This is a genomic window from Enterobacter cloacae complex sp. ECC445 (assembly GCF_021892025.1).
Taxonomy (GTDB): domain Bacteria; phylum Pseudomonadota; class Gammaproteobacteria; order Enterobacterales; family Enterobacteriaceae; genus Enterobacter; species Enterobacter chengduensis.
Genome location: NZ_JAKLRZ010000020.1, coordinates 92,892 through 114,965 on the forward strand (window position 1 = coordinate 92,892; position 22,074 = coordinate 114,965).

Consider the following 22,074-nt stretch of genomic DNA (forward strand, 5'->3'; position numbering starts at 1 on the left):
GCCTTACCCGGCCTACAAAACTTAGCCCTTACGAATCAAATATCGATACGGCAGCGCTTCTGTCTGCTGTGCCACCAGCTCATGCTCCATAAAGGTACAAAAACCGGGAATATCGCGGGTCGTGGCCGGGTCGTCGGCAACGATCAGCAGCGTTTCACCGGTCTGCATATTGCGCACGGTTTTACGCACCATCATTACCGGTTCCGGGCAGCGAAGGCCCTGGGCATCAAGGGTGTGGTCTGGGCTGGAAAACAGGTCGGTCATGGTCTTCTCGGTCTGGTAAAAACGGCTGTAGTTTACGCCCGGTTGCGCGCAATGCAAACCAGGTTAACGATTGCGTAAAAACTAACCATTGCAATGTCCGGCTAAAGCAGTATCATGCTGCGGTTTTTATTGGGTTCCCTCACCCCAACGTATAAAAAGGTCACAATATGACGCAGTTTTCTGAATCACAGCGCGTAAAAGCGTTGTTCTGGCTTTCGCTTTTCCATTTGCTGGTGATCACCTCCAGTAACTATCTGGTGCAGCTCCCGATCTCCATCTTTGGTTTCCATACGACCTGGGGCGCATTCAGCTTTCCGTTTATTTTCCTCGCCACGGATTTAACCGTGCGTATCTTTGGCGCCCCGCTGGCTCGCCGCATTATTTTTGCGGTCATGCTTCCGGCGCTGTTCATCTCGTACGTAGTGTCGTCTCTGTTTTATATGGGAAGCTGGCAGGGCATTGAGGCGTTAACCCACTTCAACCTGTTTGTTGCCCGTATCGCTGCGGCAAGCTTTATGGCCTACGCGCTGGGGCAGATCCTTGACGTGCACGTGTTTAACCGCCTGCGTCGGAACCATCGCTGGTGGATGGCGCCTACTGCCTCCACGCTGTTCGGTAACGTGAGCGATACGCTGGCCTTCTTCTTCATCGCCTTCTGGCGCAGCCCGGACGCGTTCATGGCCGAGCACTGGATGGAAATCGCGCTGGTGGACTACTGCTTCAAGGTCCTCATCAGCATTGTTTTCTTCCTGCCGATGTACGGCGTACTGCTCAATATGCTGCTGAAAAGGCTGGCAGATAAATCTGAAATCACGGCATTGCAGGCTGGTTAAGGGTTCGCTTTATCAGTTGTGATAAGATGGGCGAATGAGCCGTTATGGCCGTTTATCGAAAGGAAGAAGTCAATGCGCAATCTGGTTAAATATGTCGGGATTGGCCTGCTGGTTGTGGGTCTTGCAGCCTGTGATAACAGCGACACGAAAACGCCTGCTCAGGGCGCATCCGCAGAGAGCAACGCGACCGGTCAGCCGGTGAATCTGATGGATGGCAAACTCACTTTCTCTCTGCCAGCCGATATGACTGACCAGAGCGGCAAGCTGGGCACCCAGGCGAACAACATGCACGTTTACTCCGACGCAACCGGGCAGAAAGCGGTCATTGTGATTGTGGGCGACGACACCAGCGAAGACCTGGCCGTGCTGTCCAAACGTCTGGAAGATCAGCAGCGCGGCCGCGACCCGCAGCTGCAGGTGGTGACCAATAAATCCATCGAGCTGAAAGGCCACACGCTGCAACAGCTCGACAGCATCATCTCCGCCAAAGGCCAGACCGCGTACTCTTCTGTCGTGCTGGGCAAGGTCGATAACAAACTGCTGACCCTGCAGATCACCCTGCCAGCGGAAGATCAGCAGAAAGCGCAGACGGCGGCTGAAAACATCATTAACACCATCGCGATCCAGTAACCTTCACGATGATGACGTGGCCTCCGGTGCCTGCACCGGGGGCCCTTTTTTTAGCCGCCACGTCAGCAGCAGCGCAATGACCACCAGACCCGCCGCGGCAAGATAAATCACCGGCACGCCTGCCCAGGCCATCACCAGCCCCGCCAGCGGGCCGGTAATGCCTAACGACATATCCATAAACACCGTATAGGTCGCCAGCGCCGCGCCCTGATTCTGCTGCGGCACGGCTTTTACCGCCACCACGCCCAGCGCCGGGAAGACCAGGGAAAAGCCTGCCCCCGCGAGGAACACGCCCACCTTCGCGACCCAGGGCACCATCGCTATTCCGGTCAGCAGCAGCCCGACAATCTCTATCGCAAAGCAGATCATCGCCACGTTCAGCCCGCCCAGGCGGTTGATGCCGTTAGGAAAAAGCAGGCGCGCGCCAACGAACGCACAGCTGAACAGGGTTAACGCAAAGGCCGCGCCGTCCCAGCCTTTGGCGTCGTAGAACAGGGTAATGAAGGTCGCAATGACGCCGAAACCGGTGGTCGCCAGGGCCAGGGCCATGCCGTACGGCCAGACGCGTCCCAGCACAGCCCGAAACGGCAGCGGCTTGCCCTTGCTGGCCTTCACCTTCGGGCGCGGCAGCGCAAAGAGGATCGCCAGCAGCGCGACCGCCATTATGGTGACGGCCAGCCCATACAGCCCGCCAAGCGCATAGCAGGCCACGCCGAGCGGCGCCCCAAGCGCCATCGCGCCGTAGGTGACAATCCCGTTCCAGGAGATCACCCGGCCAATGTGCGGCGCGCCAACCACCCCCACGCCCCACAGCGTCGAGCCGGTTCCCGCCAGGCTTTGCCCAATACCGAGGATAACGCGCCCCAGGCAGAGCAGCGCCAGGCTGACCAGCGGCCAGTGGCTGGTGGTGGCCGCCAGCAGGTAGCTCAGGCCGCTGAGGAAACAGCCGCACAGCCCCACGACTACGATGCTTTTTGGTCCGAACGCGTCCGCGTAGCGCCCGGCATGCGGGCGGCTGAGAAGCGTAGCGAAATACTGCAGGCTAATTACCAGCCCCGCCCAGAAGGCGCTGAAGCCCATGACGTCATGGACATAGCCCGGCAGGACCGCCAGCGGCAGGCCGATGGTGAGATAGCTGGCAAAGTTAAAAATCACAACGGAAACGATGCGCAGATTGAGGCGCAGTCCGCTCAGTGCCGGTTCAGCGGCGGGTTCGGGCATGGGGTTCTACCTGGATTTTTTACAACAGTGTTTCACTATTACCACGGCGCAATAAGAAAATCAGCCCCGACTTTCAGATTAACGGTGCCAGACGAAGCGAGGCCCGGGCACTACACTTACCGGGTCATCATATTAAGGAACACGCATGATCGCTAACCCGTCCGACAAAGCAGGACTCCACATCTTATTAAAGCTCGCCTGCCTGGTGGTTATCCTTGCGGGTATCCATGCTGCCGCCGACATTATTGTTCAGCTCCTGCTGGCGCTCTTTTTTGCCATCGTGCTTAATCCGCTGGTCACCTGGTTTTTACGCCGTGGGGTGAGCCGTCCGGTTGCCATCACCATCGTCGTCATCGTGATGCTGATTGCCCTGACGGCGCTCTTCGGCGTGCTGGCGGCCTCGCTGAGTGAATTCTCCACCATGCTGCCGCAGTACAACAAAGAGCTGACCCGTAAAATTGTGGCGCTGCAGGAGATGGTGCCCTTTCTTAATCTGCATATCTCACCCGAACGGATGCTGCGCAGGATGGATTCCGAGAAGGTCATGACCTACGCAACCACCCTGATGACGGGGCTGTCCGGCGCGATGGCCAGCATTCTGCTGCTGGTCATGACGGTAGTGTTTATGCTGTTCGAAGTCCGCCACGTCCCCTATAAGCTGCGCTTTGCGTTAAATAATCCGCAGATCCACATTGCCGGCCTGCACCGGGCGCTGAAGGGCGTCTCTAAATATCTGGCGCTGAAAACCCTCCTGAGCGTCTGGACGGGGGTGATTGTCTGGCTGGGGCTGATGCTGATGGACGTGCAGTTCGCGCTGATGTGGGGCGTACTGGCGTTTCTGCTTAACTACGTGCCCAATATTGGCGCGGTGCTTTCCGCCGTGCCGCCGATGATTCAGGCGTTTCTGTTTAACGGTTTTTACGAATGCATGCTGGTCGGCGCGCTGTTCCTCGTCGTGCATATGGTGCTGGGGAATATTCTTGAGCCGCGCATGATGGGACACCGGCTCGGCATGTCGACGCTGGTGGTGTTTTTATCCTTACTGGTTTGGGGATGGCTGCTCGGCCCGGTCGGGATGCTGCTGTCTGTCCCCCTGACCAGCGTGTGTAAGATCTGGATGGAGACCACCAAAGGCGGCAGCAAGCTGGCGATCCTGCTCGGGCCGGGGCGGCCAAAAAGCCGGTTACCGGGCTAAGCCGCTGGTCGGGTTAGCCATTACCGGGGACAATAGATTATAGTAATGGTTTCGCTGCGCAACTTTGCGACGCGCTGTTTTGACTGAAGGGCCAGACGTTATATGTACCAGGTTTTTCTGGGAAAAATCTCCTCGCTGAGCGCCAGCCGCTGGGCTGAAGCGCTTTCCCGACACGCGCCGGAAGGCAATCAGCGCGCGCGCTGGCTGGCGGGACGCGGGTTGCTTTCGCGTCTGCTGGCCCCGGCGTCGCTCCCGGAGATTATCCACAACGAACAGGGGAAGCCCCTTTTTGCCGGCGACTATCCGCTGTGGTTTAGCCTTAGCCACTCGGATGATGACATTGCGTTAATTATCAGTGACGAAGGTAACGTGGGCTGTTCCCTGGAGCGTATTCGCCCGCAGGATAACTGGCACACGCTCGCCAATGCCGTCTTCAGCGGCGGCGAGCATGAAGAGCTGGAAAAGGAAACGCCAGAGCGCCAGCTTACGGCATTCTGGCGCATCTGGACGCGGAAGGAAGCGATCGTTAAGCAGTGCGGCGGCCACGCCTGGCAAATGGTGAGCATTGACAGTACCGCCAGCGCGTTTCACTCGGTCAGCCACTGCCGAATAGACTCGCTGAGTCTGGCGGTCTGTACCGCGACGCCCTTCGAGCTCAGCGCCGGGCTGATCCACTCTGCTGACGACGTGCTGGTCGAAAAATCGTCAACACGCCCAGAATAATAAATCCGACCCCCACCAGCCCGTGCCATGAGAAGCGCTCCTCCCAGCCCGGCAGCAGGATCGCGGCACCCCACACCAGGATGTAGCTGAGGCTCAGCAAGGCATACGCTTTGCTGAGCGCCATGCGGTGCAGCGCCAGATACCAGCAGCCCATGGAGGCCACATACCCCATCAACCCCAGCAGCAGCGCGCCGGTGCCGGATGAGAAGTGCCACAGCGCGGAAATAAGCGCCAGAACATCGCTGACGGGCGGCAGTGCCTGCATGGCATAGCGCAGCAACAGCTGCGCCGCGCTGACTAACAGCACGCTGCATAACGCCCAGAATACCCCTTTCACAGGCTCCCTCCCAGAACAACAATCCCAATGATGATCAACCCGACCCCCAGCCAGTGATGCGACGCGACGTTTTCACGCCAGAATACCTTCGCCGCCAGCGTCACCCAGACAAAATTCAGGCTCAGCATGGGGTAAGCAATGCCGACGGGCAGGCGTTGCAGCACCACCAGCCAGACCAGCATGCCGCAGCCCAGCGCCAGCAGCGCCAGGCCAAGCCACAGCGCGATATGCACGCCGCGCCGCCCGGCTTTCGCCGGACGGGTAGCCTGCTTCTGGCACAGCTGCCCCGCGCAGGTGAGCAGGCTTGCGAGTACCAGCCAGATCCAGGTCATCACTTCGGCAGATACTGCAGGTAGGCCAGACGACCCTGGATATAGACGCTGTCCGGCTCTGGCAGATTTTCGCGCGCGATATCGTCGTGTTTTGACAATAGAATCACCAGCGATATGCGCCCCTGCTGGCGATGCGCCGCCAGCCACTGCGCGAAGTCATCTTTATCAACATAACGATCTTTCGCATCGGGATAATCCAGCCCGTAGCGCAGTTCGCCGCTCTGATCGAACATCATGATGTCATTGCGCTTCAGCTCCCACGCCAGGCCTGCGGCCACGCCCACGTTATTGGCCAGCACAAACCGGCTGTCCTGCAGCGGCTCGCGCACGGTGTCGACCAGCGACTGCGGCTGTTTGGAATCCACCACCAGGTTAGGAATGGCAAAACCAATCAGCAACGCCAGGCCCGCAGGACACAGCGCCGCCAGCCACCAGCGCTGATGGCTCTGCCTGAGCGTAAACCAGCCTACCGCCGCCCAGACGAGGAACGCGACCACCGCGCAGAACACTTTATACAGTTCCACCGAGGTCCAGACGGGATGCTTAGACAATCCCCACGGCGAGACCACCAGCGCCGCCACCACGCCGATAGCGCCAAACGCCAGGTTAATCCCGCCGTTAATGCGTAACGCTCTGGCGCCTTTTTCCGCCGCGAGGCAGGCATAGCGCGCCATCAGGATAGCCAGCGGGGCAAAGCACGGCAGGATATAGGTCGGCAGCTTGCCCTTAGCGATGCTGAAGAACAGCAGCGGCATCACCACCCATCCCAGCAGATAGAACCCGCCCCCCGCGCTTTGTCTGTCATTCCAGCCCAGACGAATCGCGCCGGGCAGCAGCGCCAGCCACGGCAGGCTGCCCGCAATCAGGAACGGCACGTAGTACCAGAACGGGGCCTTGTGCTGCGCGTCGCTCTGGGCGAAACGCTGAATATGCTCAACCCAGAAGAAGTAGCGCCAGAAGTCAGGCTCACGCTGCGCAATGGCCAGCCCCCACGGCAGAACAATCAGCACGCAGCTCAGGATCGCGAGCCAGCCAAAAATCAGCACCTCTTTCCAGCGCTTCTGGGCGATGACCCACGGCAGCACGCCAATTACCGGTACCGCCAGCGCCAGGAAGCCTTTGGTCATCACCCCCATTCCGCAGGCCAGCCCGAGCAGCACATAGCCACCCGCTTTTCCGGCCACGGTTTGCGCCTGTGAGGCCAGCCAGAAGCTGCACATCGCCGCCACCAGCCACAGGGTGATGATAGGATCCAGCACCGCATACGTGCCGATGCCATACACCAGGAACAGCGTCAGGAAGATAAGACCGGAGAAAATGGCTACCCGCTTATCCCGCCAGAGACGCCAGGCCATCCAGATCACCAGCAGCGCCGCGACCCCGGTGGAGAAAATGGACCCGGCGCGCACGGCAAGATTCGTGTGCCCGAACAGCATCTGCCCGATGCTGTTGATCCAGTAGCCGGCTATCGGTTTTTCAAAGTAACGCAGCCCCAGAAAATGCGGGACAATCCAGTCTCCGGAGGCCAGCATTTCGCGGCTGATTTCCGCATAGCGGGTTTCATCAGGCTGCCAAAGCAGGCGGACATCGACAGGAATGAGGTAGTAAACGATAAACAGTGCGAGAAGCGCTAAGCCATAACGGGCTGTTTTCATGGGACCGGACTCACGGTTTGTTGATAGCCAAGCCAGCCTTCCCGGCCAGCCATTTCATTACGCACAACTTTGCCCACGGGCAGAGTGCTGAGGTCGTTTGGCAGCAGCTCGCTCAACGGGCAGAATTCAATGCCCTCCTGAGCGGCTATCGTCAGCAGCTCGTCGAAATCATGCTGATACGCAATCCCCTCCACTTCGGCATGGATCGTATACACCGGCGTACCGGCGTCACGATGAATGCGGTCCAGAATGAAGCGATTGAACTCATCAGCCTTCACCTCGCGCCCGACCACTTCATCCCAGGTGGGAAGCGTGACCGGAATTTGCACCGTACCGTAGCGATTTTCGCCTAACAGCGGCAAAAAGGGTTCGGTTCCGCGGCAATCGCTGTTGTAGCGAAACGCGAAGGCCTCTTTGGCCTTCACGACGCGCTGATCCGCGCGCCATCCCGCCACGGCGGAACAGCGCACGGGCTGGCCGATAATGGCCTCCAGCTCCAGCATCCCACGCTCAACCTCGCGGGACAGGCGCGGGATATCCCAGACGCCCGCCCAGGCCTGCCAGGCATGGTGATCCCAGGCGTGCAGACCCACCTCATGATGCTGCGCCGCCTCACGGATAACGGCTTCATTACCCGCGCCGATGCGTCTGCCGGGCCAGGCGGTGCCGGCCAGCAGAATATCCCAGCCGTAGAGGGATGCTGCGCGCGAGCGCAGCATTTTGAACAGAAATGCCGGTTTAACCAGACGCCATAAATGGCGTCCCATGTTGTCAGGCCCCACGCTGAAGAAAATGCTTGAACGCACGCCGTGCTTGTTCAGCAGTTCCAGCAGTTTGGGTACGCCGTCACGCGTTCCCCTGAAGGTATCGACATCAATGCGTAAACCGACTTTTTTCATGAGGCCTGTTCCGACAGCTCCACGGTGCGCAGGAAGAAATCGAGCGTCTCATCAATGGTCAGCTCCATCTTCACCGTCGGCGTCCAGTTCAGGCAGCGCTTCGCGTTGCGAATGCTTGGCTTACGGTGCTCAACGTCCTGATAGCCTTTACCGTAGTAGCTGCTGCTTTCCACTTCGCGGAAACCGGCAAACGGCGGGAACTTATCGCGCAGCGGATGGCGCTCAAAGCTGGCCAGCAGCATCTCGGCCAGCTCGCGAATGCTCGCTTCATTGTCCGGGTTGCCGATGTTGATGATTTGACCGTTGCAGCGGTTATCCTTGTTTTCGATGATGCGGAACAGCGCTTCGATACCGTCGCTGATATCGGTGAAGCAGCGCTTCTGCTTGCCGCCTTCGATAAGCTTAATCGGCGAGCCTTCGACCAGGTTCAGGATCAGCTGGGTGATCGCACGGGAGCTGCCGATACGCGCCGCGTTCAGGTTATCCAGACGCGGGCCCATCCAGTTGAACGGACGGAACAGGGTAAAGCGCAGGCCCTCTTTCTCACCGTAGGCCCAAATCACGCGGTCCAGCAGCTGTTTGGAAACGGAGTAAATCCAGCGCTGTTTGTTGATCGGCCCGACCACCAGGTTGGAGGTGTCTTCATCGAAGTTCTTATCGGTACACATGCCGTACACTTCAGAGGTGGACGGGAAGATGATGCGCTTGTCGTATTTCACGCAGTCGCGGATGATCTTCAGGTTCTCTTCGAAGTCCAGCTCGAACACGCGCAGCGGGTTACGGGTGTACTCGATTGGCGTGGCAATGGCGACCAGCGGCAGCACCACGTCGCATTTCTTAATGTGGTATTCAATCCACTCGGAATGGATGCTGATGTCCCCTTCCACGAAGTGGAAGCGCGGGTTGTCGAGGAAGCGGCTGATGGCATCGGAGCCGATATCCAGACCGTAAATCTCGTAGTTATCGTCCTTAAGCAGACGTTCGGTCAGGTGGTTACCGATAAAGCCGTTCACGCCGAGGATCAGCACGCGGGTGCGGCGTTTGATGGCAACCACCGGTGCGCTGGTGATCAGCGCCCCGGCCACCAGGCCCAGAGACTGCGCCAGCTGTGTGCCCTGAACGTACAGACCGTTGTCGGTTTGTCCGGTAACGATCTCCAGCGCCTGCTCGCCGCAGCTCACTACCAGCGGGGAGACGGAGACGACGGTGCCCGGCTTCGCGGCAGGAATGTCGTCACGCACGCGGGATTTCCAGACGATAAATTTGCTTACGCCCGCAAAGCTATACGCGCCCGGCCACGGGTCGGTCACGGCGCGCACCAGGTTGTGCAGCTGGCGAGCCGGTTTGTTCCAGTCCAGACGACCATCTTCCGGCGTGCGGCGACCAAAGCTGCTTGCCTTGCTCTCGTCCTGCGCGGTCTCGCTGAAGGTGCCGCTGAGGATGGCGGGAAGGGCATCACGCAGCAGCGTCTGTGCCGTCGCGTTCAGCTTCTGATGCAGCTGCAGCGCGGTCTCGTCCGCATCAATAGCGACCTTCTGCTGTGCCACGATAGCGCCCGCATCCGCACGATGCACCATGCGGTGCAGCGTCACGCCGGTTTCCGTTTCACCGTTCACCAGCACCCAGTTCAGCGGGGCGCGGCCACGGTAGGCTGGCAGCAGAGAGCCATGGAGATTAAAGGCGCCTTTTGCGGCCAGACCTAAGATCTCATCGGAAAGCAGGTTGCGATAGTAGAACGAGAAAATCACGTCAGGCGCGAGGGCGCGAATGCGATCTACCCACAGCGGGTGGTTAACGTCGTCCGGCGCATAGACCGGGATCCCGCGCTCGGCGGCGATACGCGCCACGGAGCCGAAAAAGTTATTCTCTCCAGCCGTGTCCGGATGGGTAAAGATTGCCGCAATGTCATAGCCCGCTTCCAGCAGGGCCAGCGTGCCCGTGCACCCCATATCGTGATACGCAAATACAACAGCTTTCATGGGTGAATTTCCTCTTGAGATGCTTTGTGTTCCTGACGGACAACACGTTGAATAAAGTAGCGCGGACGCGCGCGAACGTCGTTATAGATACGGCCAATGTATTCACCGAGAAGGCCCATCCCGACAAACTGGGCGCCGATGAACATAAACAGCACGGCAAAGAGCATGAAGACCCCTTCCGCCGCCCACTGCGGGCCAAAGACCAGGCGCAGTACCACCAGCAGGACAGAAATCGCAAAGCCCGCCAGCGCAATGATGCTGCCGAAAACGCTCAGCAGACGCAGCGGCGTGGTGGTCAGGCAGGTGATGAGGTCATACATCAGGTTGATGAGACGCATAAAGCTGTACTTCGATTCCCCGTGCTCGCGCTCGGCGTGCAGAACCGGAATTTCCGTTGCCTTACGGGCAAAGGTATTCGCCAGAATCGGAATGAAGGTGCTGCGCTCGTGGCAATGGAGCATGGCGTCGACAATATGGCGGCGGTAGGCGCGCAGCATGCAGCCGTAGTCGCCCATCGCTTTACCGGTCGTGCGCTGGATAAGACGGTTGATGGTACGCGAGGCCAGCTTGCGGAACAGGCTGTCCTGACGGTTCTGACGGACCGTGCCGACCACGTCGTAGCCTTCGTCGGCTTTGGCCACCAGGCGCGGGATCTCTTCCGGCGGGTTTTGCAGGTCAGCGTCCAGGGTGATGATGAGATCGCCCGTGACGTGGCTGAACCCCGCCATGATTGCCGAGTGCTGGCCGTAGTTGCGGTTGAGCAGCACGGCAACAATGTGGCTGCCTTCGGTCTGCGCGGCCTCGGTCAGCATCAGCGCGGAATTATCGCTACTGCCATCGTCCACCAGCAGAATTTCGTAAGCCTTGCCCATCGTGTCGCAGGCGGCCGTTGTGCGGCGGATCAGTTCGGGCAGGCTCTCCTGCTCGTTATAAACCGGGATGACCACGGATACTTTTTGTACAGGCGGTGCACTGAACATATCAATGTCCTGCAAGCTGATGGAGTGCGGTAATGACGCGGGTTGTGTCGTCATGAGTCATGTCCGGGAAAAGAGGGAGAGAACAAATACGCGCGCTATTCCATTCAGAATTCGGGAGCGATACATCAGGAAAACGCTCGCGGTAGTATTTTTGGGTGTGGGCCGCGCGGAAGTGGAGACCGGTACCGATGCCTTTCTCCTTCAGCGCCGCCATCAGGTTGTCGCGTGAGATCCCGCAGCGCGCTTCGTCAACGCGAATAATAAACAGGTGCCAGGCGTGCACGTGCGGCCATGACGGAATGGTCAGCGGCTGGAACGGCGTATCGGCAAGCTCACGCAAATAGCGTTGTGCTATTTCCTCACGGCGCCTGTTGGCCTCTTTCAGTTTGCCTAACTGCACCAGCGCCAGCGCGGCGTTGATATCTGCCAGGTTGTATTTATAACCGGGAGTAATGACTTCCGCCTGCGGCGCACGCCCGTGCGTCTGGCGGTCATAGGCGTCTACCCCCAGGCCATGGAATTTCAGACTGCGGATCCGCTGCGCCAGCCGGGCGTTATCGGTGACCACCAGGCCGCCTTCCGCGCAGGTCATATTTTTAATGGCGTGGAAGGAGAAAATCGCCGTCCCTTTCCAGCCCACATGGCGGTTCTTGTAGTACGTTCCCGCGGCGTGGGCCGCATCTTCAATCACCGGAATACCGTGACGTTCACCAATGGCATGAATAGCGTCGATGTCACACGGCGCGCCGGCATAATGTACGGGGATAATGGCTTTGGTACGCGGGGTAATGGCGGCTTCAACGGCTTCTGGGGTCACCATCAACGTGTCTTTGTCCACATCAATCATGACCGGCGTGGCGCCCAGCAACACGATCATATTCAGGGTGGAGACCCAGGTCTGGGAAGGCGTAATGACTTCATCGCCCGGGCCAATATCCAGCGCCATCAGCGTGACGTGCATGCCTGCGGTGGCGGAACAGACGGCAATCGCATGCTGATTCCCGGTAAGCTGACAGAATGCCTCTTCGAGTTCCTGATTCTTAGGCCCAGTGGTGATCCAGCCCGACATCAAAACGTCCTGAAGCGCCGCAATTTCCTCAGCGCCCATCGACGGCCGCGAAAAAGGCAGAAAATCACTCATTATTAATTTCCTTGCAATAAAAATGGCACGTTTTTGATATTAACCAAATGACAGTTCGATTATTTCAACGAACCATAAACTCATATCAAAGTAGCTCTCTTTCCTTAGGGAAAAATTAAGACAACGTTTGCAACGTTATAAGACAACTAGCAGATAGTTTAAAAACAACAAGTTAAATTAATATTAAATATTTTTAGTGTGATCTTCAGCAACATTTTGAAATGAATTCATTTAAACCAACCCTCAACAAACAAAAAAAATCCCGGCTATTTCAAAATAATATGAAATAGCCGGGAACTTTTGTTTTTAGTTAATTGTCGCGCTTATTACAGGTTATCTGGAAAGTTTTTCGGTAATTCACTGGCCGCGCAGGCGATTACGCTTTCGTCATTTGCACCGCAGTCGCGTACAAAGGTGATGGTGGCAAATTCATCAATCACTTCCGTTGGATACGCCGGGCCTGCATCGCGATAGCTGTTCATCAGCGGAATATGATCGTTCTGGAAGCAGACGGTTTTCTCCGGATTGTTCATGACCCAGCGCGGGAAGAAGATGGTGCCGTGGAACAGTTTGTCGCCCAGGTTCACAATCAGGCTCACGTCGGTACCGGTTGGCTCGGTCCAGGAGATTTTATAGATGCTCTCCCCAACGCGAACGATGTATGCCTGCTGATCTTTCACCCAACGGTTTCCGACCAGGCCGCTGTGAATACGGTAGTCGAGGGTGTTTTCATTTTTGACGTAAATTTCGTAGTTCCAGCCGTTATCGTAGGTATATACCAGATGTTTGCCGACGAAGCCGCTTAAGTCATGTTTGTCGAAGTTGCTCATAATATGTCTCCTTTGTTTTGATGAACGTATCGTACCCCTTCAAAAAATGAATTAATAACGCTATGTTTGAATCAAATTAATTCAAAAATTAGATAGGTTATGCACAAAACAACCCTTGAACAGTGGTCACTCCTGGAAAAAGTGGTCGAAGCCGGCAGTTTTGCCAAAGCGGCAGAACAGACACACCGCAGCCAGTCTTCCGTCAGTTACAACCTCTCTTTGCTGCAGGAGCGCCTGGGCGTTGCGCTGCTGGTGGTGGAAGGGAGACGGGCCGTCCTCACGCCCGCAGGAGAATTCTTGCTGAATCAGGTGAAACCGCTGCTTAAGGCGTTCTCTTACGTTGAGACGCGCGCCGCGACGCTGCGCAGCGGCATGCGAACCCGAATCGATCTGATCGTAGACAGTATTTTTCCCCGCCGCAGGCTGTTTGCGATTTTAAGACAATTCCAGCAGCGGTATCCGCAAACCCAGGTGCATCTCACCGAGGTGCTGGAAAATAGCCGCGTGGACACCCTGAACGTCGAAGCGGACGTGATGATACTAACCCGCCGCCAGGACATGACCGGGCTTGGCGAATGGCTGATGAATATCGACTTTGTTGCCGTGGCCCATCACCAGCATCCCCTTTTTCATCTCGACGCGCCGCTAAATGATGAGATGCTTAGCCCGTGGCCGCTCATCCAGATTGCGGACAGCCAGCCCGCCGCGCCTGCGGCCGGCGAGTCGTGGACCTTCTCCACCATCGACGCCGCCATCGAGGCCGTTGTCTCTCAGGTCGGCTACGGCTGGCTGCCAGAGGAACGCATCCAGACGCTGCTGGATCAGGGCGTACTGAAACGCCTGCCGCTGAGCCACGGCGCACGCAGGGCAACGCCGCTCCATCTGATTGTGAAGCGTACCCTCGCCCCGCTTGATGAGCAGGTTGAGACGCTGCTGCGCCTTTTTAGCCAGGAGCCGCCATCTTCACCTGCTACGCTTTAAGGTTCGAACGTTAAAACGATAAGGAGCAGATGATGAAAATCGACTTTGCGGGGAAAGTGGCGCTGGTCACCGCCTCAACCGGCGGGATCGGGTTCGCCATTGCCAGAGGGCTGGCAGAAAGCGGTGCGGAAGTGATCGTCAATGGCCGCAGCACGGAATCGGTGAATAAAGGGATCCAGCAGCTACAGCAGGTGGTGCCGGGCGTGCAGGTGCGGGCCGCGATTGCCGATCTCAGCACCCCTGAAGGGGTTGAGTCGCTTCTGAAGGTCGCGAATAACGTCGATATCCTGGTTAACAATGCCGGGATTTACGGTCCTCAGGATTTTTATGCCACCGACGATGAGACCTGGGAACGATACTGGCAGACCAACGTGATGTCCGGCGTGCGTCTTTCCCGCGCCCTGCTGCCGGGCATGGTGCAGAAAGGCTGGGGGCGCGTGGTGTTTATCTCCTCCGAGTCGGCCTGCAATATTCCGGCGGACATGATCCACTACGGCGTGACCAAAACAGCGCAGCTCTCGCTGGCGCGCGGCCTGGCGAAATTCGTGGCCGGCAGCGGCGTAACGGTCAACAGCGTATTGCCGGGCCCGACGATGTCTGACGGTTTCGCAGAGATGATGAAAGATGAAGTCGAAAAAACCGGCAAATCGCTGGAGCAGCTGGCGAAAGAGTTTGTGATGGCCAACCGCCCCAGCTCGGTTATCCAGCGCGCGGCCACGGTGGAAGAGGTCGCCAATATGGTGATTTATGTCTGTTCGCCGCAGGCCTCCGCCACCTCGGGCGCAGCGCTGCGCGTCGACGGTGGCGTAGTGGATGACATCATCTGATGCTGTCAGGCCGCGCTGCCCGCGACCCGACGGGCGGTAATGTAATGCGCTTGCCAGTAATCATCAGTCAGGGTTGAGACCGTGACTCCCTGGCTGCTTGAGGCGTGAATAAACTGGCTATTGCCTATATAAACGCCGACGTGCTTGCGGTTTGGGCCCGTCTGGAAGAAGACCAGATCGCCGGCCTTCAGACGGTACTGCGCCACCTGCACGCCGCGATGGATCTGTTCACTCGTCGTGCGCGGCAAATTAAGGTGCGCCGCATCGGTGAACAGGTGCTGCATGAGCGCGGAGCAATCGACCCCGCGATGCGTGGTTCCGCCCCACTGGTACTGGGTGCCTTTCCACTTCTGGTATTGATCGAGGATACGCGAGCGCAGCGGGCCGGATTCCTGATGCACCAGCGCTGATTTCGCCGGCGATACTGCCAGCTCGCTGTTCATCGATAACATCGACGCTGGAAGTTGAAAACTCATTGCAGAAAACGATGCAAAACTTAACGTGAGGATTGAAAAAAGCGATCTAAGAGTCATATCAAGAAAGAAGTAGTGAGTGAGTTTTTCCTTACCTGTGGGGCCCAATGGTTCCCCTAAATATCGTGCGATGTGGCGATAATATAGACAGTTCGTTTTTTCACCAATTTTTATCGAGACCAAAATTGGACTCACTTTGAGATCGCAAGATCGAGAAAAAAATGGTGGTGTTATAAGGACTGTCCAGTTAAAGCAGGTAAACTGATCCGCAGAATGTGTATTTCAGCTAAGACGTATTTATGACCAATATGATTGCCGACGAGACGGTGGCAAAATCCAGCGTGCTCTCTGTCTTTGACTTTGATGGGACGTTAACGCACCACGACAGCTTTATCCCTTTCCTGCGCTTTGCCTTCGGGAAACGTTACTTCGCGGGCCGCCTGTTGCGTATGGCGCTGCCCACGCTCCACTGCGTGCGTCGCAAGCTGACGCGCGACGAGTTGAAGGAAGTGCTGATCAAAACGTTCCTGACGGGCGTGGACGAGCACTGGCTGCGCCAGCAGGCGGAAGCCTTTTGCGAAAAATACTGGAACAAGCTGATGCGCCCTGAAGGGGTTCTGGCGGTGGCGGCTGAGGTGAATTCTGGTGCGGAGGTGACCATCTGTTCCGCCTCCCCGGCGCTGGTGCTCCAGCCGTGGGCGGACAAACTGGGCATTAAGCTGATTGGCACGCAGCTGGAAGTGAAAGACGGCAAGCTGACGGGGCGCATCACGGGCAATAACTGCCGCTGCGCCCAGAAGGTGGCAAGGCTGGAAAAAGTGTATGGCGACCTGAACGCCTATCACCTGCGCGCCTGGGGGGATACCCGCGGCGACCACGAGCTGCTGGCGGCGGCGCAGGATCCGCACTGGCGGCACTTCCATCACCCGCGCAAGCGCCGGAATTCACCGATTAAGCGTTAGGTGCGGTCCGGTGCCCTCACCCCAGCCCTCTCCCACAGGGAGAGGGAGAAAGGCAAAGCATCAGGCCTCACGTTTCCCAGGGAACATCACGCTCGCAATAATCCCCAGCGCCAGCACGCCCAACACCACAAACAGGCTGGCCGTCGCGCCAATGCTGTAACCGTGATGCCAAAAGTGATCGGTCGCATTTAGCCCCAGCTTGAATGCCACGAAGAACAGCAGCAGCACCACGGCTTTCTCGAGGTGGACCAGATACTGCTTCAGCGCTTCCAGCACGAAGTAGAGCGTACGCAGGCCGAGAATGGCGAACATCATGGCGCTGTAGATAATCAGCGGCTCGCGGCTCACGGCAATTATGGCCGGCACGGAGTCAAACGCGAACATCACGTCAGAGAGCTCGACTACGGCCACGCAAAGCAGCAGCGGCGTCGCATAGCGCTTCGCCTTCTTCACGCGGCCAACCATCACGTCCTGGTTTTCAGGCTTCTCAAGCTCCGCATCCACCTCTTTCTGCGTCAGAATAAAGGCGTTGCTGCTGATTTTCGGCCAGACCGGATAGAAGCGCTTCACCAGGCGATAGGCGAGATGACCGGAGTAATCTTCCACTTCGTCGCTCTCTTCATTGCGCCTGAGCATCATCACCGCCGTCCAGCCAACGACCAACGCGAAAATTACCTCAACGTACGGCCCCAGGCTTAACAGGCTGGTGCCGATAGCCACAAAGATGCCGCGGAAGACAATCGCCCCCAGCACGCCCCAGTAGAGCACGCGGTGGCGGTACTTATCCGGCACGCCGAACCAGGCGAAGATCGCCATCATCACAAACAGGTTATCGACGGAGAGCACCTCTTCCAGCGCATAGCCGGTGAGGAACAGGCTCGCCATCTCGGCACCGTGGTGAACATACAGGAACCCGGCGAACGCCATCGCCATCATGACCCAGAACAGGGACCACATGGCGGCGCTTTTCAGCGAGATGGGCTTGTCGTGACGGTGCATAAAGAGGTCGATAAACATCGCCCCAACGGCCATCACCACAAAGACAACAACGGTTTCCGTCGGGAAACCGAGATGAGCAGCAGACATACAAAACCCTTTTGGCAGACTAAACACAACACCATGCAAACTGGCGAAAACCAGAAACAGAAAAGGGCGGGCCGTTAATCAGCCTCTTCGCCCTCAAAATCGCAGCCCTCTGGCCGCGCAACGAGGGGTACTTTACCTTACCAGAAGGGGATCGTGCATCTGCCGTTTAGGCGCTCATACCGCGCAAACGCTGCAGCACCGCCACCAGAACCGCCACGGACCAGCCCACCATCAACGCGCCCACCAGCCCTTCCACTCCGCCGATGAGCCGCCAGTCGTGGGGTAACGTGACGTCGCCGTACCCTACCGTGGCATAGCTCACCAGTGAAAAGTAGAAGCTGGTGTTCCAGTCATTAAACGCGTCGATGACAAAATAAAACGCAGCAAACAGTCCGGCTTCAAGGATATGGGCGAAAATCATCGAGATCACGATACCGACATTGCGTAGAACAATGCGTACCGCAGAATCGACTTCTAATTTAATGAATTTTAAAACGCCAAACATCCACAGCGAATGGATCACCACGGTGAGGGTAAGCAAAATAATAATACTGAGTAGCTGCATGGCGCGTGCTCGACCAAAAGGAATAAGGCCCCGCAAACGCGGCGGGGCACCAGGTCGAAGCTTAGTTGAACGGAGAGGAAAAGTTGGTGCAATAATTGCGCTGCGTGATTATTTCTCTGCCAGCGCCTGCGCGCACGCCCAGGCGCTCGCCCACGCCCACTGGAAGTTGTACCCGCCAAGCCAGCCGGTCACATCCATCACTTCGCCAATAAAGTAGAGCCCCGGTACGTTGCGCGCTTCCATCGTGCGAGAGGAGAGCTCATTCGTGTCGACACCGCCCAGCGTCACTTCCGCCGTGCGATACCCCTCGGTACCGTTTGGCTGAACGCGCCAGTTCGTTAGCGTATCCACTAACGTCTCCTGCTCGCGGCTGTTAAGCTGCTTAAGCGACACGTCCGGGATCTGCCCCAGCCCCTGCAAACACTCCACCAGACGCTTCGGCAGCTGCATCGCCAGCGTGTTTTTCAGGCTCTGATTCGGGTGCGCCGCGCGCTGCTCGTTGAGGAAAGCATCCAGATCGCAATCGGGAAGCAGGTTGACCGTGACAAACTCCCCGGGCTGCCAGTAGCTGGAAATTTGCAGTACCGCCGGGCCGGAGAGGCCGCGGTGGGTAAAGAGCAGGTTTTCGCGAAACACCGTGCCGTCTTCGGCGGTAATGACGGAGGGAACGGAGACGCCAGACAGCGTCTGAAGCTGTTCCAGAAGCGGTTTATGCAGCGTGAACGGCACCAGGCCCGCGCGCGTAGGCAAGACTTTCAGGCCAAACTGCTCGGCAATCTTGTAGCCGAGCGGAGAAGCGCCCAGACCCGGCATAGAGAGGCCGCCGCTGGCGATCACCAGGCTATCGGCGCTGACGGTTTCACCATTCAGCTGCAGCGTGTAGCCCTGTTCGTCGCGGGCGACCTCCAGCACCTCCGTGCGCAGGCGCATCACTACCCCGCCCTTCTCGCACTCGGCCACCAGCATGTCGACAATCTGCTGCGCGGAGTCGTCGCAGAACAGCTGTCCCAGCGTCTTTTCATGCCACGCGATGCCGTGCTTGCCCACCAGATCGATAAAGTCCCACTGGGTGTAACGCGCCAGCGCAGATTTACAAAAATGACGGTTCTGGCTCAAATAGGCCGCGGGCTCAACATACAGATTAGTAAAGTTGCAGCGCCCGCCGCCGGACATCAGGATCTTACGGCCTGGCTTTTTACCGTTATCCAGCAGCAACACGCGACGACCCGCCTGTCCGGCCATCGCCGCACAAAACATACCCGCCGCACCGGCGCCAATTACTACGGCATCAAACCTTTCCACGTCAAAACCCTCTTTGTTCACTGCCGCGGATTGTAAAGTTTCCTCTGTGGTCACACCAGCGTAAAAAGATATTACAAAGCCATTTCATTGAAATTTAGAGAATATCCTTTCGGGCACTTTTCCCAAAGCAGGTGGTATGTCAAAAAAAGTCTATATTTCACTTTGCCCGCCGTGCATTTGTCCTGGATAATGCGCCGCGTTCATGTCCTCAAAATGGCGTAACGTCCTATGCTACATTTGTTTGCCGGCCTGGATTTACATACCGGGCTTTTATTATTGCTTGCTCTGGTTTTTGTACTGTTTTACGAAGCGATCAACGGCTTCCACGACACTGCAAACGCAGTAGCGACGGTTATCTACACTCGCGCAATGCGATCGCAGCTTGCGGTTGTTATGGCGGCGGTATTTAACTTTTTTGGTGTCCTCCTGGGCGGACTGAGCGTTGCGTATGCCATTGTGCATATGCTGCCAACGGATCTGCTGCTTAACGTTAGTTCTGGCCATGGCCTCGCTATGGTGTTCTCAATGCTGCTTGCTGCAATTATCTGGAACCTCGGTACCTGGTATTTCGGCCTGCCTGCATCCAGTTCTCACACCCTCATCGGCGCGATTATCGGTATCGGGTTAACCAACGCCCTGATGACCGGTACATCGGTTGTTGATGCGTTAAACATCCCGAAAGTACTGGGGATCTTTGCCTCTCTCATCGTCTCCCCTATCGTGGGTCTGGTGGTGGCCGGCGGGCTGATCTTCATCCTGCGTCGTTACTGGAGCAATACCAAAAAACGCTCCCGTATTCACCTGACGCCAGCAGAGCGTGAAAAGAAAGACGGCAAGAAAAAGCCGCCATTCTGGACACGTATTGCCCTGATCATTTCCGCTATCGGCGTGGCGTTCTCACACGGCGCAAACGATGGCCAGAAAGGCATTGGTCTGGTGATGCTGGTACTGATCGGCGTTGCTCCGGCAGGCTTCGTGGTTAACATGAACGCCTCCGGCTACGAAATCACCCGTACCCGCGATGCGGTCAACAACGTTGAAACCTATTTCCAGCAGCACCCTGAGCTGCTGAAAAAAGCGACCGGCGTTGACCAGCTGATCCCGTCTCCGGAAGCCGGTGCTACCACCGCGCCGGGCGAATTCCACTGCCATCCGGCAAACGCGATCAACGCGCTGGAACGTGCGAAAGGCATGCTGGGCAATATCGAAAGCTATGACAAACTGACCGTTGAGCAGCGTGGTCAGCTGCGTCGCATTATGCTGTGCATCTCTGATGTAACGGATAAAGTGGCGAAGCTGCCTGACGTGAATGCTGACGACCAGCGTCTCCTGAAGAAACTGAAAGGCGATATGCTCAACACCATTGAGTACGCGCCAATCTGGATCATCATGGCGGTCGCGCTGGCGCTCGGTATCGGTACGATGATTGGCTGGCGCCGCGTGGCCACCACCATCGGCGAGAAGATCGGTAAGAAAGGCATGACCTATGCGCAGGGAATGTCCGCGCAGATGACGGCGGCGGTTTCTATCGGTCTGGCGAGCTACACCGGTATGCCTGTCTCAACCACCCACGTACTTTCTTCGTCTGTGGCAGGTACCATGATTGTTGACGGTGGCGGCCTGCAGCGCAAAACCGTAACCAACATTCTGATGGCCTGGGTGTTCACCCTTCCGGCCTCTATCCTGCTGTCTGGCGGTCTGTACTGGATTTCGCTGAAGCTGATTTAATCGATTGATGGCGATAAAAAAGCGGGTCAGGAAACTGACCCGCTTTTTTTATGCTCAGTGCCAAATCATCAATGCAATCATACTGACCACGACCAGCCCGCACAGGGCGCTGGTCAAAATGAACTGACGACGCAGGCGCTCGCAGCGACGGATAAACTCTTCATCGTGATGATCGCGGTAGCGCTGATAGTAGATGTATCCCACCAGACGCATCTGTTTGCTGGGCTGTCCATGCGAGGTGAAGAACCCTCCACCGTCCACATACTGATAAAGCAACGGATCGCAACCACGAAGTACCACTAACAGCGCGCGTAACGATGAGAAGTAGCGCGCCATATTCACTATGCAAACCACGCATAACGCCCAAAACAATGCGACGGTGCTAATCATACATCCTCCCCGGCGTCCGCCCACGAAGCAAGGCTTCTGAGCTACCGCACCCCAATGCCCTGACAGACAGTTCAGTGAAAGAATGACCAAAAGTCGATCCGGTTCGCGTTTTAATATCCGAACGGCTCATTTAATAGTGTAGGAGATCCGTTAATTTTTTTGCCACAAGGTTAATCGTTATCAACACCAAAGCTTGAAAAATATGTTTAACTGGGCCGTAATGAAAGTATCAGACGACGGCATTCTCATTTAGTCATCGATAACTTAAGGAAGGAGTAACACTATGGCTTACAAACACATTCTCATCGCGGTAGACCTCTCACCAGAGAGCAAAGTGCTGGTTGATAAAGCGGTATCCATGGCACGTCCCTACAACGCGAAAGTTTCTCTGATTCACGTTGATGTGAATTACTCCGACCTCTACACCGGTCTGATCGACGTGAATCTCGGCGATATGCAGAAGCGTATCTCCGAAGAGACGCACCACGCCCTGAGCGAACTCTCCACCAACGCGGGCTACCCGATTACCGAGACCCTGAGCGGCAGCGGCGACCTCGGCCAGGTGCTGGTTGATGCAATCAAGAAATACGATATGGACCTGGTCGTGTGCGGTCACCACCAGGACTTCTGGAGCAAGCTGATGTCTTCCGCACGTCAGCTGATCAATACCGTTCACGTGGATATGCTGATTGTTCCGCTGCGTGACGAAGAAGACGAGTAAGTGCGTTAAATTCCCCTCCC

The 22,074-nt window shown here is 57.1% G+C and carries 24 protein-coding genes; 9 read left to right on the top strand and 15 right to left on the bottom strand.

Translation table 11 applies throughout. The features are described from left to right. Nucleotides 1-21: 21 nt before the first annotated feature. The gene (gene tusA / locus L6R44_RS15765) at nt 22-264 is read right to left on the bottom strand and encodes a sulfurtransferase TusA (RefSeq protein ID WP_023615786.1); all 243 of its coding nucleotides are present in this window, start codon (nt 262-264) and stop codon (nt 22-24) included. A gap of 167 nt (nt 265-431) precedes the next feature. Between tusA and L6R44_RS15770 the strand changes: the two genes are divergently transcribed. Together L6R44_RS15770 and L6R44_RS15775 are read left to right on the top strand one after the other, a co-directional pair. Continuing rightward, a complete protein-coding gene (locus tag L6R44_RS15770; RefSeq protein WP_237424726.1) occupies nt 432-1,097 on the top strand; it encodes a 7-cyano-7-deazaguanine/7-aminomethyl-7-deazaguanine transporter in 666 nt (221 codons plus the stop codon). Nucleotides 1,098-1,169: 72 nt separating this feature from the next. Then, complete coding sequence (locus tag L6R44_RS15775) at nt 1,170-1,727, top strand: DcrB family lipoprotein (protein ID WP_237424727.1); 558 nt, start codon at nt 1,170-1,172, stop codon at nt 1,725-1,727. A gap of 3 nt (nt 1,728-1,730) precedes the next feature. Here the strand turns inward: L6R44_RS15775 and L6R44_RS15780 are convergent, their stop codons facing one another. Then, complete coding sequence (locus tag L6R44_RS15780) at nt 1,731-2,948, bottom strand: MFS transporter (RefSeq protein WP_237424728.1); 1,218 nt, start codon at nt 2,946-2,948, stop codon at nt 1,731-1,733. A 145-nt stretch (nt 2,949-3,093) separates the two neighbouring features. Here L6R44_RS15780 and L6R44_RS15785 point away from each other — a divergent pair, with 145 nt between their 5' ends. Both L6R44_RS15785 and acpT read left to right on the top strand, forming a co-directional pair. Next, nucleotides 3,094-4,143 carry an AI-2E family transporter gene (locus tag L6R44_RS15785; protein ID WP_032644598.1) on the top strand — a complete coding sequence of 350 codons (1,050 nt, stop codon included), beginning with the start codon at nt 3,094-3,096 and terminating at the stop codon, nt 4,141-4,143. Nucleotides 4,144-4,245: 102 nt separating this feature from the next. Further along, on the top strand, nt 4,246-4,866 hold the full coding sequence (acpT, locus tag L6R44_RS15790; protein ID WP_032644599.1) for a 4'-phosphopantetheinyl transferase AcpT: 621 nt from the start codon (nt 4,246-4,248) through the stop codon (nt 4,864-4,866). Here acpT and arnF read toward each other — a convergent pair. The 8 genes from arnF to L6R44_RS15830 form a co-directional block, all read right to left on the bottom strand. Then, the gene (gene arnF, locus L6R44_RS15795) at nt 4,799-5,203 is read right to left on the bottom strand and encodes a 4-amino-4-deoxy-L-arabinose-phosphoundecaprenol flippase subunit ArnF (protein ID WP_237424729.1); all 405 of its coding nucleotides are present in this window, start codon (nt 5,201-5,203) and stop codon (nt 4,799-4,801) included. The two genes, acpT and arnF, sit on opposite strands and share 68 nt — an antisense overlap. Continuing rightward, complete coding sequence (gene arnE, locus L6R44_RS15800; protein WP_077064399.1) at nt 5,200-5,538, bottom strand: 4-amino-4-deoxy-L-arabinose-phosphoundecaprenol flippase subunit ArnE; 339 nt, start codon at nt 5,536-5,538, stop codon at nt 5,200-5,202. Before arnE ends, arnF begins: the two co-directional genes overlap by 4 nt. Further along, a complete protein-coding gene (gene arnT, locus L6R44_RS15805) occupies nt 5,535-7,190 on the bottom strand; it encodes a lipid IV(A) 4-amino-4-deoxy-L-arabinosyltransferase (protein WP_237424730.1) in 1,656 nt (551 codons plus the stop codon). The genes arnE and arnT overlap by 4 nt, the downstream gene beginning before the upstream one ends. Continuing rightward, nucleotides 7,187-8,089 carry a 4-deoxy-4-formamido-L-arabinose-phosphoundecaprenol deformylase gene (gene arnD / locus L6R44_RS15810; RefSeq protein WP_237424731.1) on the bottom strand — a complete coding sequence of 301 codons (903 nt, stop codon included), beginning with the start codon at nt 8,087-8,089 and terminating at the stop codon, nt 7,187-7,189. The genes arnT and arnD overlap by 4 nt, the downstream gene beginning before the upstream one ends. Next, nucleotides 8,086-10,068 (bottom strand): bifunctional UDP-4-amino-4-deoxy-L-arabinose formyltransferase/UDP-glucuronic acid oxidase ArnA, encoded by a 1,983-nt coding sequence (gene arnA, locus L6R44_RS15815; protein WP_237424732.1) that lies wholly within the window; start codon nt 10,066-10,068, stop codon nt 8,086-8,088. Before arnA ends, arnD begins: the two co-directional genes overlap by 4 nt. Beyond that, complete coding sequence (arnC, locus tag L6R44_RS15820) at nt 10,065-11,048, bottom strand: undecaprenyl-phosphate 4-deoxy-4-formamido-L-arabinose transferase (protein WP_237424756.1); 984 nt, start codon at nt 11,046-11,048, stop codon at nt 10,065-10,067. The genes arnA and arnC overlap by 4 nt, the downstream gene beginning before the upstream one ends. Before the next feature lies 1 nt (nt 11,049). After that, nucleotides 11,050-12,189: a UDP-4-amino-4-deoxy-L-arabinose aminotransferase gene (gene arnB / locus L6R44_RS15825; protein ID WP_237424733.1), complete on the bottom strand. Its 1,140-nt coding sequence runs from the start codon at nt 12,187-12,189 to the stop codon at nt 11,050-11,052. 326 nt (nt 12,190-12,515) lie between these two features. After that, nucleotides 12,516-13,019, bottom strand: coding sequence for a phenolic acid decarboxylase (locus L6R44_RS15830; protein ID WP_032644607.1), 504 nt, complete (start codon nt 13,017-13,019; stop codon nt 12,516-12,518). Between the two features lie 99 nt (nt 13,020-13,118). Here L6R44_RS15830 and L6R44_RS15835 point away from each other — a divergent pair, with 99 nt between their 5' ends. Together L6R44_RS15835 and L6R44_RS15840 are read left to right on the top strand one after the other, a co-directional pair. Further along, on the top strand, nt 13,119-14,000 hold the full coding sequence (locus tag L6R44_RS15835; RefSeq protein ID WP_237424734.1) for a LysR family transcriptional regulator: 882 nt from the start codon (nt 13,119-13,121) through the stop codon (nt 13,998-14,000). A 32-nt stretch (nt 14,001-14,032) separates the two neighbouring features. Continuing rightward, nucleotides 14,033-14,827, top strand: coding sequence for an SDR family NAD(P)-dependent oxidoreductase (locus tag L6R44_RS15840; RefSeq protein ID WP_032644609.1), 795 nt, complete (start codon nt 14,033-14,035; stop codon nt 14,825-14,827). A 5-nt stretch (nt 14,828-14,832) separates the two neighbouring features. Here L6R44_RS15840 and L6R44_RS15845 read toward each other — a convergent pair whose 3' ends face one another. Beyond that, on the bottom strand, nt 14,833-15,303 hold the full coding sequence (locus L6R44_RS15845) for an NlpC/P60 family protein (protein ID WP_229267861.1): 471 nt from the start codon (nt 15,301-15,303) through the stop codon (nt 14,833-14,835). Nucleotides 15,304-15,599: 296 nt separating this feature from the next. Here L6R44_RS15845 and L6R44_RS15850 point away from each other — a divergent pair, with 296 nt between their 5' ends. Continuing rightward, the gene (locus tag L6R44_RS15850; RefSeq protein WP_237424735.1) at nt 15,600-16,262 is read left to right on the top strand and encodes an HAD family hydrolase; all 663 of its coding nucleotides are present in this window, start codon (nt 15,600-15,602) and stop codon (nt 16,260-16,262) included. Nucleotides 16,263-16,322: 60 nt separating this feature from the next. Here L6R44_RS15850 and L6R44_RS15855 read toward each other — a convergent pair whose 3' ends face one another. The 3 genes from L6R44_RS15855 to L6R44_RS15865 all read right to left on the bottom strand — a co-directional run bounded on the left by L6R44_RS15855 (nt 16,323) and on the right by L6R44_RS15865 (nt 19,215). Further along, nucleotides 16,323-17,348, bottom strand: a complete 1,026-nt coding sequence (locus L6R44_RS15855) for a TerC/Alx family metal homeostasis membrane protein (protein WP_008503109.1) — start codon at nt 17,346-17,348, stop codon at nt 16,323-16,325. A gap of 166 nt (nt 17,349-17,514) precedes the next feature. Further along, complete coding sequence (locus tag L6R44_RS15860) at nt 17,515-17,913, bottom strand: potassium channel family protein (protein ID WP_032644611.1); 399 nt, start codon at nt 17,911-17,913, stop codon at nt 17,515-17,517. Nucleotides 17,914-18,021: 108 nt separating this feature from the next. Then, complete coding sequence (locus L6R44_RS15865; RefSeq protein WP_237424736.1) at nt 18,022-19,215, bottom strand: NAD(P)/FAD-dependent oxidoreductase; 1,194 nt, start codon at nt 19,213-19,215, stop codon at nt 18,022-18,024. A 228-nt stretch (nt 19,216-19,443) separates the two neighbouring features. Between L6R44_RS15865 and pitA the strand changes: the two genes are divergently transcribed. Beyond that, nucleotides 19,444-20,943 carry an inorganic phosphate transporter PitA gene (gene pitA, locus L6R44_RS15870; protein WP_008503116.1) on the top strand — a complete coding sequence of 500 codons (1,500 nt, stop codon included), beginning with the start codon at nt 19,444-19,446 and terminating at the stop codon, nt 20,941-20,943. Nucleotides 20,944-20,997: 54 nt separating this feature from the next. On the opposite strand, the gene uspB is transcribed toward pitA, so the two are convergent. Beyond that, nucleotides 20,998-21,333, bottom strand: coding sequence for a universal stress protein UspB (uspB, locus tag L6R44_RS15875; protein WP_003861224.1), 336 nt, complete (start codon nt 21,331-21,333; stop codon nt 20,998-21,000). 283 nt (nt 21,334-21,616) lie between these two features. Here uspB and uspA point away from each other — a divergent pair, with 283 nt between their 5' ends. Next, complete coding sequence (gene uspA / locus L6R44_RS15880; RefSeq protein ID WP_003861223.1) at nt 21,617-22,054, top strand: universal stress protein UspA; 438 nt, start codon at nt 21,617-21,619, stop codon at nt 22,052-22,054. The last annotated feature ends 20 nt before the right edge of the window (nt 22,055-22,074 follow it).